The sequence below is a fragment of the Aeromonas sp. 5HA1 genome (assembly GCF_029237245.1).
Lineage (GTDB): Bacteria > Pseudomonadota > Gammaproteobacteria > Enterobacterales > Aeromonadaceae > Aeromonas > Aeromonas salmonicida.
This window is the reverse complement of record NZ_JAACFW010000041.1, coordinates 1-11,818: the sequence shown is the minus strand read 5'-3', so window position 1 is coordinate 11,818 and position 11,818 is coordinate 1. Positions and strand designations below refer to the sequence as shown.

The window sequence follows — 11,818 nt, the reverse complement described above, 5'->3', positions numbered from 1 at the left end:
GTGGATATCTACAACGTGGAGCGGCCGCATCATGCGTTGAAATACAGAACCCCCGATGCAGTGCATCGGGGGTTCTGAGTGGAGAAATGCTAGCCGAAAATGTGTAAACCTATTTCAGGACTAGACATGGGGTCAAGTTCATCAAGCCGTGGTCAGCAGCGCCACTGCGACAGCCATGACCACTATGCCGACCCAGCCGATGGGCTTGAGGCGCTCGCCAAACAGCAGCAAGCCACCAAGCGCCGTACCGAGAATGCCGATGGCACCCCAGGTGGCATAAGCGACAGCAAGGTCAATCTTGCCGGTACCCACGGCTTCGGAGAGCAGGGTAAAGGCGCAGAGCACCAGCAGAATACCGAAGAAACCCCAACCCTTGTGACGAAAGCCCACCGAGCGATTGATCGCCATGTTGGCGCCAATATCCAGCAGGGCTGCGCCGAGTATGATGACTATCGGGCTCATACCGCACCTTCAATCTTGACGGGGGCAATGGGTCTGCGGCGACGGGGTGCCGGATCATCATGGGTCTCACCCATTGTCACCATAACAATACCCACTATTGCCAATGCCAGACCGATCAACTCCTGAGTGTTGAGGTCATAACCCAGGAACAGGATGGAGATGATGGTGATCAAGCCGATCCCCAGTCCTTCCCACAGGGCAAACGCAATACCAATGGAGATTGTTTTGGCGGCTTTGGCCAACAACATGTAAGAGACGGTGATCAGGATCCACATCGGCAGATAGTTGAGCCAGCCGGCATCATTGGCGGGGATCATGGCCATGCTTGAGGTGCCCGCGACCTCGGTGAAAATGGCTGCCGTCAAAAATATTCGGGCTAAAAGCATTCGACTGAGTAACATAAAATTTCCTTCTGTGGCTGAGACGGATGAGAGGATAACCCTAGTGATACTTGAGTCAGGAATCGCTGAGCGTCGGTTATTCAGACGCTAATGGTTTGCCTTGCCAAACGGAGGCGAGGTAATGTGAACATCGGATATTCTGCCATCAGCCCGTTGTCATGAAGCTTTATCAGATACAACTCTTTGTCGAATCAGCTAACAGTGGCTCCATTGCCAACACGGCTCGTCGTCTTGGCAAAAGTCGCAGTGCGGTCAGTACGGCGATTGCGGCGCTGGAGGTAGAGCTTGGCGTCGAACTTTTTGAACGGGGGGCCAACCAGAGTCGATTGACCGAGATCGGTGAGCTGGTGCTGGATGATTGCAAGCGGCTGTTGCAGGCCGCCAACAGCCTCAAGCTCAAGTGCGAGCACTATGCCTCCGGTGCCGAGGTGGCGCTGCGGGTGGCGCGGGATGATGCCATTCCCGAGCTGGTGTGGCGCGACATGCTGGGGGCGTTGCGCCGCCAGTTTCCCGGTACCAGTATCTCGCTGGTGCTGGCTTCTCCCCCTGAACTGCCAGCGCTGGTGGAGGAGGGATTTGTCGATGCCGCCTTCGGTCTCATCACGGAGGAGCAGGAGCGCAGCGGCCTCAATATCGATGTGCTCAATCCTATCCGCACCTTGATGGTGGTGGCACCCAGCCACCCGCTGGCCAGTCTGAAGCGGGTACTGCAGCAGGATTTGACCGGCCATACTCAGGTCACACTCTCCTACGTGGACGAATTTTCGGTCAAGAGCCTGCTCCCTATCGGGGGTCAACATATAGGTCTGTCGAGCTTCGAATTGATGCGGGATGCTGTGCTGGATGGACTGGGGTGGGCCGTGCTGCCTTCCCCCTTGATCCAGAGCCAGCTGCGGCAGGGGGAATTATTGACCCTGAAGCACAAATTCAGTCTGCAGTGGCGTGACTACGGCGTCTATCTGTCAGAAAACGCCTATCATGGCAAGGTACTGGCGTGGCTGAAGAAGGCCATTCAGGCCTACCTTGAACCTTTTGAATAAGCTGGCAAGCGTCATGCCTTCTGGCCATTGGCGAGGGGGAGAACGCAGCGGGTTCTTGTGATCCATCACGGCCTGATGGTACATACTGTCAATACACTCATGCAGCGCCTGGAGGCGTGAACGATATGAGCAGTGCCCAAGACAAGGACGAAATCTGGCTGGATGACGACATCATAGAGCTGGATGATGATGAGGCCGTGGTGGTCAAGGCGATCAACCCCTGGAAGGTGCTGATCGTGGACGATGAACCGGACATTCATCATGCTACCCGATTGGCGCTTTCCAACATTCAATACAAGTCCCGCCCCCTCGAACTGCTCAATGCCTACAGTGGCGCCGAAGCGGCTCAAATGCTGCTGGCCAATCCACGTATCGCCCTCATCTTGCTGGATGTGGTGATGGAGACCGAAGATGCCGGTCTACGACTGGTACACCAGATCCGCAACGAGATGCACAACAGCCTGGTGCGCATAGTGCTGCGCACCGGCCAGCCCGGTCAGGCCCCTGAGCAGCGGGTGATCCTCGACTACGACATCAACGACTACAAGACCAAGACTGAGCTGACGGTGCAGAAGCTCTTCACCACTGTCATAGCGTCTTTACGCTCCTACGAGACCCTCTGCGCCATCGACAAGAGTCGCCAAGGGCTTGGCAAGATCCTGGAAGGCGCGGGGGATCTCTATCATCTGCACTCCCTGCGGGAATTTGCCTCCGGCGTACTGAAACAGATCAGCGCCATTCTGGATGTTGGCACTGAAGGGGCCATCTGCGTCGAACGCAGGCCCGATTCTCAGGAACTGGAAGTGCTGGCGGCCACAGGTGACTATGAATCTCTGCTCAATGGTGTATCCCTTGCTGCCTTTCCCGCGTTGAACGACTCTGTGATGAGTGCGCTTGCCAACCGTCGAAACCGCTTTGAGCACCCGCAAGATGCCCTCTATATCGCGGCCCAGAATGGTCGCGAGTTCGTGCTCAACTTCACGCCGACCCAACCTCTCGATCCTTTGGAGTGCGATCTGCTGGATGTATTTTGCCAGCGGATTTCAGCTGCTTACGACAACCTCTATCTCTACAACCAGCTGCTGCGTGCCCAGGAGGCAACAGTGGTGGCGCTCGCTGCGCTGGCGGAGTTTCGTGACTCTGATACCGGTGAACATGTGCTGCGAGTACAGAAACTCTCCGATGCCATAGTGGCCGAGATGCAGCAGGCGGGTGCTTACCCCAATGAGCTGACTCCCGGCTTTGTCGACATGATCGGCATGGCCAGCATATTGCACGATGTCGGCAAGGTCGGCACACCGGACCACATTCTGCACAAGCCTGGCCGGTTCGAGCCGGATGAGCGGGTCATCATGGAGCAGCATGCAGACATAGGGGCCAGCATATTGCACAAGGCGGGCGAGATGGTGGAAGGCACCAGCTACCTGTCGCTGGGAGCCGAAATTGCCCGTGGTCATCACGAGCACTTCGATGGCAAGGGCTATCCGGAGCAGCTGGCCGGCCAGCAGATCCCGCTGTCAGCCCGTATCGTGGCCGTGGTCGATGTGTTTGATGCTCTGCTCAGCAAGCGCCCCTACAAGGAGCCCTGGTCGCTGGCGCAGACCATGGAATATATCCAGTCCCGCTCCGGCAGTCAGTTCGATCCTCATGTGGTCCAGGCGCTCAATCGGCTGGTGACGGAGTCGCGTTTGCCATACGAGTTGTGAGCGTGACAGTGCTGGCGAAAAAGCAGAAGGGGCCATCAGGCCCCTTCTGCTTTGGTCTCTGTAGCGATTTTTTATAGGTTGCAGTTAGCGCAGGGCATGGCGCGATCTCGGTTGTCGCTTTCGAAACGGCAACAGTATGAGGCCGAGCAGCAGATCTCCCAGCAAGGCCGCGATGAACCCCGCCGACATGCCACAGATGATGGCGGACTGTTTGAGCGGCACCAGATAGCTGTAGTTTTGCAGGGTATCTTGCCAGAGTTGGGGATCGGCGCGCAGCAGCAGGTGTGTCAGCTGCTGATACCAGGGATGATCCTTGAAGGCACTCTCCTGCAACAGCATCTGCTGCTGGCTCACCAGGTGTTGCAGACTGACGGCATCCCGGGCGAATACGGGGTCCGGGTTGGTGCGATAGTGGTTGACCAGGGCGGTCAGATCGCCGTTGAAGTGCTGATCCGCCGTGCCCTGAAATGGCACCAGGCTGAGGTTGGCCTGTTGCAGGCGTGCATCCAGCCGCTGGTAATAGAGGTCGATCAGACCCGGTACCTGAACGCCGGCCAATAAACCCAGGGCAAACAGCATAATGCGAAGGTAGCTGCGCATATTCCTCATCATCTCGTTAAAAAAGAGCTCTCATACTAGCTGCAAGCCTGGTTCAGACCAAGGTAGTGTTCCGTCATCCAGTGGAGCTTGTGTCGATATGGCGCCTTCACAGCCCGGTTGTAATAGCGCCTTGTCCGGTTATCCCCTCTCCAATGCTAAGGATTCAAATCGCACCCATTATGTTCTAGAATGCCGCGTTTTTTCCGGGAGAGGAGAGTCTGCATGAGCAAGTTCGTGCCGTGCTATTTGATTGGGGGCCTCATTGCCATCAGTTGGGCCGCCTTGCCTGCCCATGGCCCCTGGGATCAGTGGGATCTTGCCGTCTTTCATCTGGTCAATGGCTGGCTGGGCCAGTCTTCGTTGTGGGCCGATGTGGTGGCCGTGACCAATAATCGTCTGTTTGACCTGCTCGTATTGGGCTGCATGGGGCTCATCCTGGCGATGTGCTTTTTCCGTTCTGAGGATGGGGAGCGTCGTCGCCTTGTTGCCATGGGGATCGTCATGTTGTTGGGGGCCCTGGTTATCAACCAGTTTGGTCACCTGCTGCCGGTCAGTCGTCCCAGTCCTACCCTGACCGTTGCGGATGCACTGCGAGTCACCCAGCTCAGCACGATCCCGACCAAGGATTCCTCCAGCGACAGTTTCCCCGGCGATCATGCCCTGTTTTTGATGATCTTTGCCGGTTTCGCCCTGCGTTATCTGCCACCCTGGGCTGGGGGGCTGGCCATCTTGATGGTGCCGCTGTTCTCGGCGCCCCGTATTTTGTCTGGTGCCCACTGGTTGACGGATGTCTATGTTGGCGCCTTGGGCCTGACCCTGCTCTGTTTGCCCTTGTTGTTGCTGACGGGGTTGTCGGATGGGCTGATCGGCTGGCTTGCCTCCAGGCTGTCTTTGGGGTCACGGCGGCGCAGTACCGGGCATCCGTCCGACTAATATCAAAAAAAGAAGGTCGGTTTACACCGGCCTTCTTTTTGGCTACTGCCCATCGATGACTGTGGTCGTCGCGAAATGACCATGACTACCACCGATGGCCCCAGGCCTGCTGGCCCTCATGGATAAGTATTAGCAGAGTCATTCGAACTCGCTTGCCTGAGCTTTATCCAGACAATCGTTTGCATGGGGGCGTGATTGATTCTGGTCAGGACTTTTAATTTCCGCTGCCTTAGAATCGCCGGCCCTTGCAGGAGAGGTCGGTATGCTAATTAATCTTTTACGCCTGATATTCATCGTCTGTGCCCTGGCGTTCGTTTTCATGCTGGTACGGGCCTGGTGGCATAAACGGCAACAGGGCTCACTGGAGCCAACCCCGTTCTGGCCCGTGGCTGCCATCGGATTTGTTGCCAATTTTCTCGATACCCTGGGGGTTGGCAGCTTTGCCGTGAAGACAGCCTGCTTCAAGCAGTTCAAGTTGATCGACGATCGGCTGCTACCCGGTACCCTCAATGGCCAGTGCGTGCTGCCGACGGTTGCCCAGTCCCTCATCTTTATCGGCGTGGTCAAGGTGGACCCGATCACGCTCATCAGCATGATGGTGGCAGCAGCAGCAGGGGCGGCCTGGGGGGCGCGTCATGTGGCTTCATTTGATCGTCAGACCATACGGCTGGTGATGGCAGTCTCTCTGCTGGTGGTGGCCGGCCTTATCTTTGCGGGCTTGCTGGGTCTGTTCCCCCTCGGCGGCGATGCCATGGGGCTGACAGGTTACAAGCTGGGAATTGCCCTGCTCGGCAATTTCATCTTCGGGGTCTTGATGAATGTGGGGATCGGGCTGTTCGCCCCCTGCATGACGCTCGTCTATCTGCTGGGGATGAACCCCATGGCGGCGTTTCCCATCATGATGGGATCCACCGCCGTGCTCAGCGTCTTCTCGGCGGGCACCTTCATTCGCAAGGGGGCCTTTGATGCCAGGGCCGTGCTGGCAGTGGCAATTTTTGGCCCCATCGGCGTGGTGCTGGCTGCCCTGCTGGTACAGTCCATGGACATGGAAATGTTGAAGTGGCTGGTGGCCTTTATCGTCATCTATACCTCCTGGACCATGTACGCCTCCTGGCGGGCAGAGCGACGCAAGGCTCAACCCCGGCTGGTGGAGATCGCAGGTTAGCCTGGACCAGTGCTGCCTCGGCTTTGGCCCCCAGAAACACATAGAGCCCCAGTGCCAGCAGCAGTCCCACGGCACATCCCATCACACCTACCGCAGGCCAGAGCAGTTCGCTCTGGCCAAGCGACCCTTTGAACAGCAGCAACAATCCCTCTATGGAGACCGCAATCAGGATGGCGGCGATAAAGCGGGTGATGGTGCGGCGAACGGCGCTGTGGCGAAAGATGTCCTTATGCAGCAACACCTCCTCCTCCAGAATCGTCTTGCCCAGATCGAATACCGCCAGCGCCAGGGTCAGGAATATGATGGCGCTAAAGGCACCTAGCTGGTTCTGCTGCTCCCCGCACAGCAGCAGATAGAGCTGCTCCAATCCATGCCATATCAGGGTGGCGACGATGAGAAACAGCGCCATGCTCAGCACCACATAGACAGCCTTGAACCAGGGCATGGCGCGGCGCCGCTCACGATCGCCCATCAGCCAGGCAATCAGCTGATTGAGGCAAAGTGTCAGTTCCCTGCCATGACCCTGCACAACCAGACGTAGCTGTGCCTGTGGCGCAGGTACGGGGGGAAGGATCCTCGCAGACTCACGACTCTGGCCTATGGTCAGAATAAAGGGGTAGCCCTTGAGGGAATCACGGGGAGCGGTGAGCAGCCCCAGCAACAGGGGGGCCAGTTCGGTTTCGTATTCCTGATAGCGCCGCAGCACATCGATGGGGCTCATCTCTGCCATATGGACCTCGGTCAAGTGGGCTCCTGCTGAAGATGTGCAAATAGTGGGCCCGTTTTATGACAAGAATGGCAGGGGTTGTTGCACCAGAGAGTGGCAAACAGGCGGAGGCCACAGGGGGATTGCACCAGAACCGTGATAGGGAGTTGGGTGGGCCAGGCAGGTGCAATGAAAAAGGGCCCGCAAAGGGCCCTCTCGTTAATCTCTGGCTGGATTAACCCGCCAGTTTGGCGAAGCTGCGTTCGGCGGCGGCCAGGGTATGTTCGATCTCCTTGTCGCCGTGGGCCAGTGACAAGAAGCCTGCCTCGTAGGCACTCGGCGCCAGGTAAACACCCTCTTCCAGCATCAGATGATAGAAGCGCTTGAAACGTTCCATGTCGCAGCGGGTAACCTGCTCATAGCGGGTGATCTCCGGCTCGTCGGTAAAGAAGAAGCCGAACATGCCGCCCACATAGTTGATGGCGAGCGGGATACCGTGCTTGGCGGCAGCGGCTTTCAGCCCCTCGGCAACCCGGGCCGTCTTGGCATTCAGCTGCTCATAGAGCCCCGGCTCCAGCAGCAGATCCAGCATGGTCAGGCCCGCGGCCATGGCGACCGGGTTGCCGGAGAGAGTACCCGCCTGATAAACCGGACCGGTCGGGGCTATATGCTGCATCACCTTCTTCTTGCCGCCGAAAGCGCCAACCGGCATGCCGGCACCGATGATCTTGCCGAGAGTGGTAAGGTCCGGGTCTATGTTGTAGTAACCCTGAGCACCACGCAGCGAGACACGGAAACCGGTCATCACCTCGTCCAGGATCAACAGGGCACCGAACTCGTCGCAGATGGTGCGCAGCCCTTCCAGAAAACCGGGCACAGGCGGGATGCAGTTCATGTTGCCGGCGACCGGCTCGACTATGATGCAGGCGATATCACAACCGTATTGGGTGAAGGCTTCCCGTACCGAATCGAGGTCGTTGAACACGCAGGTCAGGGTGTGTTTGGCAAAGTCGGCCGGCACGCCCGGGCTGTTGGGCTGACCCAGGGTGAGGGCGCCGGAGCCGGCCTTGACCAGCAGGGAATCGGCGTGGCCGTGATAGCAGCCTTCAAACTTGACGATTTTGTCGCGACCCGTGTAACCGCGAGCCAGCCGGATGGCGCTCATGGTTGCCTCAGTGCCGGAGTTCACCATCCGCACCTGCTCCATGGAAGGCACAATCTGGCGTACCTTCTCGGCCATCAGCACTTCGATCTCGGTGGGCGCACCATAGCTCAGACCCTTCTCCACTGCCTTGATGACGGCAGCCTTGATGGCCGGGTGGTTGTGACCGAGCAGCATGGGGCCCCAGGAGCCGATGTAGTCCACATAGGCCTGACCATCCACGTCATAGAGGTAGGCACCATCGGCATGATCGATGAAGCGGGGTGTACCGCCGACCCCATTGAAGGCGCGGACCGGTGAGTTGACGCCACCCGGAATGGTCTGGCGGGCCTGTTCAAACAGCTGATCTGATTTTGACATGGATCATCCTTAATGGGATTTTGGTCGTCGCACAGGCGCAGGCGGCCTATTGCGGCTCGGCAGCCTGGGGGAGCTGGAGTATGCTTTGCGCTCTCGTTACCTGGTCCAGGCTTGCCCCGTGCTAAATGAAACGGGCCGACTATAGCAGAAAGGCTCTGTACTGGGCAGCCGGGCTGTCTGCCAGATGCTCCTCACCAGGCAGACAAATGTGATCTTTCCAACATGGTGCAACAAGATGGCACAACAAGTTATCTCCTCTTCTGACGCTCCCTCTTATCCACGCAGCCCCGCCTTGCTGCGCATGATCCATCAAGACAAAATGCCACTGCTGGTGTTATTGCTGGCGGCCCTGGTCGGTACCTTGGCAGGGTTGGTGTGCGGGCTGTTCGAATCCGGTGTGCACTGGCTGGCCGAGCAGCGACTCGAGCTGCTGGCCGACCGTCCCTGGTGGCAGCTCGGTCTGCTCGGATTTGGCTTCAGCGCCTTGTTAGGCTTTGTCGGTTACTTCCTCACCCATGCCTTTGCTCCGGAAGCGGGGGGCTCAGGGATCCCTGAAATCGAAGGGGCCATGGATGATCTGCGTCCGGTACGCTGGTGGCGGGTGCTGCCGGTCAAGTTCTTCGGCGGCATCTGTACCCTGAGCTCCGGCATGGTGCTGGGACGGGAGGGACCCTCGGTGCAGATCGGTGGCAACCTTGGCAAGATGGTGGCGGATATCTGCCGGCTACCCAAGGAGCATGGTCATGCTTTGCTGGCCGCCGGTGCCGCGGGTGGTCTGGCCGCCGCTTTCAATGCACCGCTGGCCGGGATCCTGTTCGTGATGGAAGAGATGCGGCCGCAGTTTCGCTACTCCTTTCTGGCCATCAAGGCGGTGGGGATCTCCGCCATCATGGCAACCCTGATGCTGCAGAACATGAAAGGGCAGGGGGCGGTGATCACCTTGCCGCACTACGATGCCCCTGCACTGAAGGCGCTTTGGCTGTTCCTCTTCATGGGGGCTATCTTCGGGGTGCTTGGTTTTGTCTTTAACAAGCTGGTGCTGGCCTGCCAGGATGGCTATCTGGCACTGCACCAGAACAAGCGTCATCGCTTCGTGGCCATCGGCATGCTGGTGGCGGGGACCTTTGGCGTACTGTCGCTGTTTGCCCCCTCGGTGACAGGCGGAGGGACAGAGCTCATCCCCCATCTGATGGGCGGAGAGTATGCAATGGCGACCCTGTTCCTCATCTTCTCTGTACGGCTGGTGGCCACTCTTATCTGCTTCTGCTCTGGCGCCCCAGGTGGCGTGTTTGCCCCGACCCTGGCCCTTGGCACCCTGTTTGGTGTGGTGTTTGGTCATCTGTTTCATGCAGCTTTTCCGGAGCTTGGCATCGAACCCGGCGCCTTTGCCATCGCCGGCATGGGGGCCTTGTTTGCCGCCACTGTGCGTGCTCCCATCACGGGGATAGTGCTGGTGACCGAGATGACCGATAACTATCAGCTGATCCTGCCCATGATGATCACCACGGTCGGAGCAACTCTGGTGGCCCAGTGGCTGGGGGGGCGCCCTATCTATTCCCAGATCCTGGAGCGAACTTTACGGCTTGCTGCGCGTCAAAAGCGGGGAGACAGCGGCGCTACTGCCAGTTAACTCCTTGTATGTCAGCGCGAATTCAGTCGGGTCGCGTATAGTGAAGGGAGCATGGCCGCTGTATGGCGTAGTAACAAAAGAGGCCTTATGTCCCAGATATTGAAGTTGTTGACTGTGCTGTGCGTGGGGGCGCTCATCGGTTATTTCGTCGGTAATCGACAGGAGCTGGCCCAGAGCAGCCTCCTGACGGTGCAGCAAGAAACCCTGGAGCGTCAGGGCAAGGCGATAGGTCAGCTCAAGAGCGACCTTGCCATCAAGGAGACCCTGCTGGCCACACAGAGGGCCGCGTTCGAGCAATTGCAAAAGACGCTCAAGGAGCAGGAAGCCCAGGTGCAGGAGCAGAAGCGCCAGTTGGCCTTCTTCGAGCGGATCATGCGACCCACGGGTGAACAGGTAGGGGTGGTGATCGATAACCTCACATTGCAGGAGACCAGCATCCCCGGCCGTTATCACTACCGCTTGGCGCTCACCCAGCCGGCCAAGAAGCGGGAGCTGTTTCGCGGGCAGGTACAGATAAAGGTAGAGGGCAGCCTGGGTGACAAACCAAAGACCCTCGGTAGCCGTGAGCTTGGCATGAAAGTGGGGGAGGGGCGCTATGCCTTGCGTTACTTCCAGCTGCTGGAGGGCAACTGGCAGCTGCCGGAAGGCTTTATACCGGACCGGGTGCGTGTCACTATTGGCAAAGAGGGCAGACAGCCGGCCCAGGAGCTGCTGGCCGAATGGGGTGACGTGATCAAACCCCTGGTGGTTGCTCCGCCTGCTGCGCAGTAAGAACATTGGTGAATACTTGAACTAAACAGTCGGGTATTAGATAATTTCGCGGTTTCCATGTTTGTGGATTTAACGGTTGTGAGGTCAGTAATGAGTGCAGTAGCAGAAGCCCCGTTGCCAATCCAGATGACGGATGCGGCAGCCAACAAGGTGAAGAACCTGATCACCGAAGAAGAAAATCCCGAGCTCAAGCTGCGGGTGTACATCACGGGTGGTGGCTGCTCCGGTTTCCAGTACGGTTTCACCTTTGATGAGAAGATCAATGAAGGGGACACTGTGGTCGAGAAGAGTGGCGTCACCATGGTGATCGATCCCATGAGCCTGCAATATCTGGTAGGCGGCAGCGTGGACTACACCGAAGGCCTGGAAGGTTCCCGCTTCACCGTGACCAACCCCAATGCCAGCACGACCTGTGGCTGTGGTTCCAGTTTCTCCATCTGATGTGTCGTAACAGCGCGATTGAAGGGCCCAACAGGGCCCTTTTCTATTTATCCCTCTCTGCCTTCCGATATAAAGTGTCGCATCCTTATAAAAGGTATCAACGGAGTTCTTGGCCTGTAAAAGGGGGACGGAGCTTCTTCTGAGGCACATAAATGGATGCATCTTGCACGATCTGGCTATTGATTAAACACTTGAACGTCTTCCTCAATAAAACACAGTGTTTTTGCTTGCCAAGAAGATTCAGCTCCCTATAATGCGCCCCTACCAGCACAGCGGAACACGCCGAACTGATGAGTCAGCTTCCTTGCGAAGCCGGCGCCGAAAGAAAAGCGAAAACAACCGCTTGACTTTCGAAGTGAGGAGCGTAATATGCGCCTCCTCAACGCGACAAGCGTGACGCTCTTTAACAATTTGAATCAAGCAATCTGTGTGGGCACTCAC

12 protein-coding genes are annotated in these 11,818 nt (G+C 57.8%); 7 read left to right on the top strand and 5 right to left on the bottom strand.

Annotated elements, in window-relative coordinates; all coding sequences use genetic code 11:
* Positions 1 to 141: 141 nt before the first annotated feature.
* Positions 142 to 462 (bottom strand): SMR family transporter, encoded by a 321-nt coding sequence (locus GWQ27_RS22020; protein WP_058395897.1) that lies wholly within the window; start codon positions 460 to 462, stop codon positions 142 to 144.
* A complete protein-coding gene (locus tag GWQ27_RS22015; RefSeq protein ID WP_275908321.1) occupies positions 459 to 863 on the bottom strand; it encodes an SMR family transporter in 405 nt (134 codons plus the stop codon). The genes GWQ27_RS22020 and GWQ27_RS22015 overlap by 4 nt, the downstream gene beginning before the upstream one ends.
* Positions 864 to 1,021: 158 nt before the next feature.
* Here GWQ27_RS22015 and GWQ27_RS22010 point away from each other — a divergent pair, with 158 nt between their 5' ends.
* Positions 1,022 to 1,903 carry a LysR family transcriptional regulator gene (locus GWQ27_RS22010; protein WP_005313161.1) on the top strand — a complete coding sequence of 294 codons (882 nt, stop codon included), beginning with the start codon at positions 1,022 to 1,024 and terminating at the stop codon, positions 1,901 to 1,903.
* 125 nt (positions 1,904 to 2,028) lie between these two features.
* Positions 2,029 to 3,609, top strand: coding sequence for a DUF3369 domain-containing protein (locus GWQ27_RS22005; RefSeq protein WP_058395896.1), 1,581 nt, complete (start codon positions 2,029 to 2,031; stop codon positions 3,607 to 3,609).
* A gap of 84 nt (positions 3,610 to 3,693) precedes the next feature.
* On the opposite strand, the gene GWQ27_RS22000 is transcribed toward GWQ27_RS22005, so the two are convergent.
* Positions 3,694 to 4,221 (bottom strand): DUF2937 family protein, encoded by a 528-nt coding sequence (locus tag GWQ27_RS22000; RefSeq protein WP_265448414.1) that lies wholly within the window; start codon positions 4,219 to 4,221, stop codon positions 3,694 to 3,696.
* Between the two features lie 210 nt (positions 4,222 to 4,431).
* Between GWQ27_RS22000 and GWQ27_RS21995 the strand changes: the two genes are divergently transcribed.
* Both GWQ27_RS21995 and GWQ27_RS21990 read left to right on the top strand, forming a co-directional pair.
* Positions 4,432 to 5,142 (top strand): phosphatase PAP2 family protein, encoded by a 711-nt coding sequence (locus GWQ27_RS21995; RefSeq protein WP_275908320.1) that lies wholly within the window; start codon positions 4,432 to 4,434, stop codon positions 5,140 to 5,142.
* 262 nt (positions 5,143 to 5,404) lie between these two features.
* Positions 5,405 to 6,307, top strand: coding sequence for a sulfite exporter TauE/SafE family protein (locus GWQ27_RS21990; RefSeq protein WP_058395893.1), 903 nt, complete (start codon positions 5,405 to 5,407; stop codon positions 6,305 to 6,307).
* Here the strand turns inward: GWQ27_RS21990 and GWQ27_RS21985 are convergent.
* The gene (locus GWQ27_RS21985) at positions 6,222 to 7,037 is read right to left on the bottom strand and encodes a hypothetical protein (RefSeq protein ID WP_011898378.1); all 816 of its coding nucleotides are present in this window, start codon (positions 7,035 to 7,037) and stop codon (positions 6,222 to 6,224) included. The genes GWQ27_RS21990 and GWQ27_RS21985 overlap by 86 nt on opposite strands.
* Positions 7,038 to 7,248: 211 nt before the next feature.
* Positions 7,249 to 8,535 carry a glutamate-1-semialdehyde 2,1-aminomutase gene (hemL, locus tag GWQ27_RS21980; protein WP_005313142.1) on the bottom strand — a complete coding sequence of 429 codons (1,287 nt, stop codon included), beginning with the start codon at positions 8,533 to 8,535 and terminating at the stop codon, positions 7,249 to 7,251.
* Between the two features lie 235 nt (positions 8,536 to 8,770).
* Between hemL and clcA the strand changes: the two genes are divergently transcribed.
* From clcA to erpA, 3 genes are all read left to right on the top strand, one after another.
* Positions 8,771 to 10,165, top strand: a complete 1,395-nt coding sequence (gene clcA, locus GWQ27_RS21975; protein ID WP_034523771.1) for a H(+)/Cl(-) exchange transporter ClcA — start codon at positions 8,771 to 8,773, stop codon at positions 10,163 to 10,165.
* A gap of 87 nt (positions 10,166 to 10,252) precedes the next feature.
* Positions 10,253 to 10,936 carry a DUF6776 family protein gene (locus GWQ27_RS21970; protein ID WP_021139389.1) on the top strand — a complete coding sequence of 228 codons (684 nt, stop codon included), beginning with the start codon at positions 10,253 to 10,255 and terminating at the stop codon, positions 10,934 to 10,936.
* A 90-nt stretch (positions 10,937 to 11,026) separates the two neighbouring features.
* A complete protein-coding gene (erpA, locus tag GWQ27_RS21965) occupies positions 11,027 to 11,377 on the top strand; it encodes an iron-sulfur cluster insertion protein ErpA (protein WP_005313135.1) in 351 nt (116 codons plus the stop codon).
* Positions 11,378 to 11,818 lie beyond the last annotated feature (441 nt).

Coding starts and splice junctions, on each gene's coding strand:
- GWQ27_RS22020 (WP_058395897.1), bottom strand. CDS start 462: ATGAGCCCGATAGTCATCATACTCGGCGCAGCCCTGCTGGATATTGGC.
- GWQ27_RS22015 (WP_275908321.1), bottom strand. CDS start 863: ATGTTACTCAGTCGAATGCTTTTAGCCCGAATATTTTTGACGGCAGCC.
- GWQ27_RS22010 (WP_005313161.1), top strand. CDS start 1,022: ATGAAGCTTTATCAGATACAACTCTTTGTCGAATCAGCTAACAGTGGC.
- GWQ27_RS22005 (WP_058395896.1), top strand. CDS start 2,029: ATGAGCAGTGCCCAAGACAAGGACGAAATCTGGCTGGATGACGACATC.
- GWQ27_RS22000 (WP_265448414.1), bottom strand. CDS start 4,221: ATGATGAGGAATATGCGCAGCTACCTTCGCATTATGCTGTTTGCCCTG.
- GWQ27_RS21995 (WP_275908320.1), top strand. CDS start 4,432: ATGAGCAAGTTCGTGCCGTGCTATTTGATTGGGGGCCTCATTGCCATC.
- GWQ27_RS21990 (WP_058395893.1), top strand. CDS start 5,405: ATGCTAATTAATCTTTTACGCCTGATATTCATCGTCTGTGCCCTGGCG.
- GWQ27_RS21985 (WP_011898378.1), bottom strand. CDS start 7,037: ATGGCAGAGATGAGCCCCATCGATGTGCTGCGGCGCTATCAGGAATAC.
- hemL (WP_005313142.1), bottom strand. CDS start 8,535: ATGTCAAAATCAGATCAGCTGTTTGAACAGGCCCGCCAGACCATTCCG.
- clcA (WP_034523771.1), top strand. CDS start 8,771: ATGGCACAACAAGTTATCTCCTCTTCTGACGCTCCCTCTTATCCACGC.
- GWQ27_RS21970 (WP_021139389.1), top strand. CDS start 10,253: ATGTCCCAGATATTGAAGTTGTTGACTGTGCTGTGCGTGGGGGCGCTC.
- erpA (WP_005313135.1), top strand. CDS start 11,027: ATGAGTGCAGTAGCAGAAGCCCCGTTGCCAATCCAGATGACGGATGCG.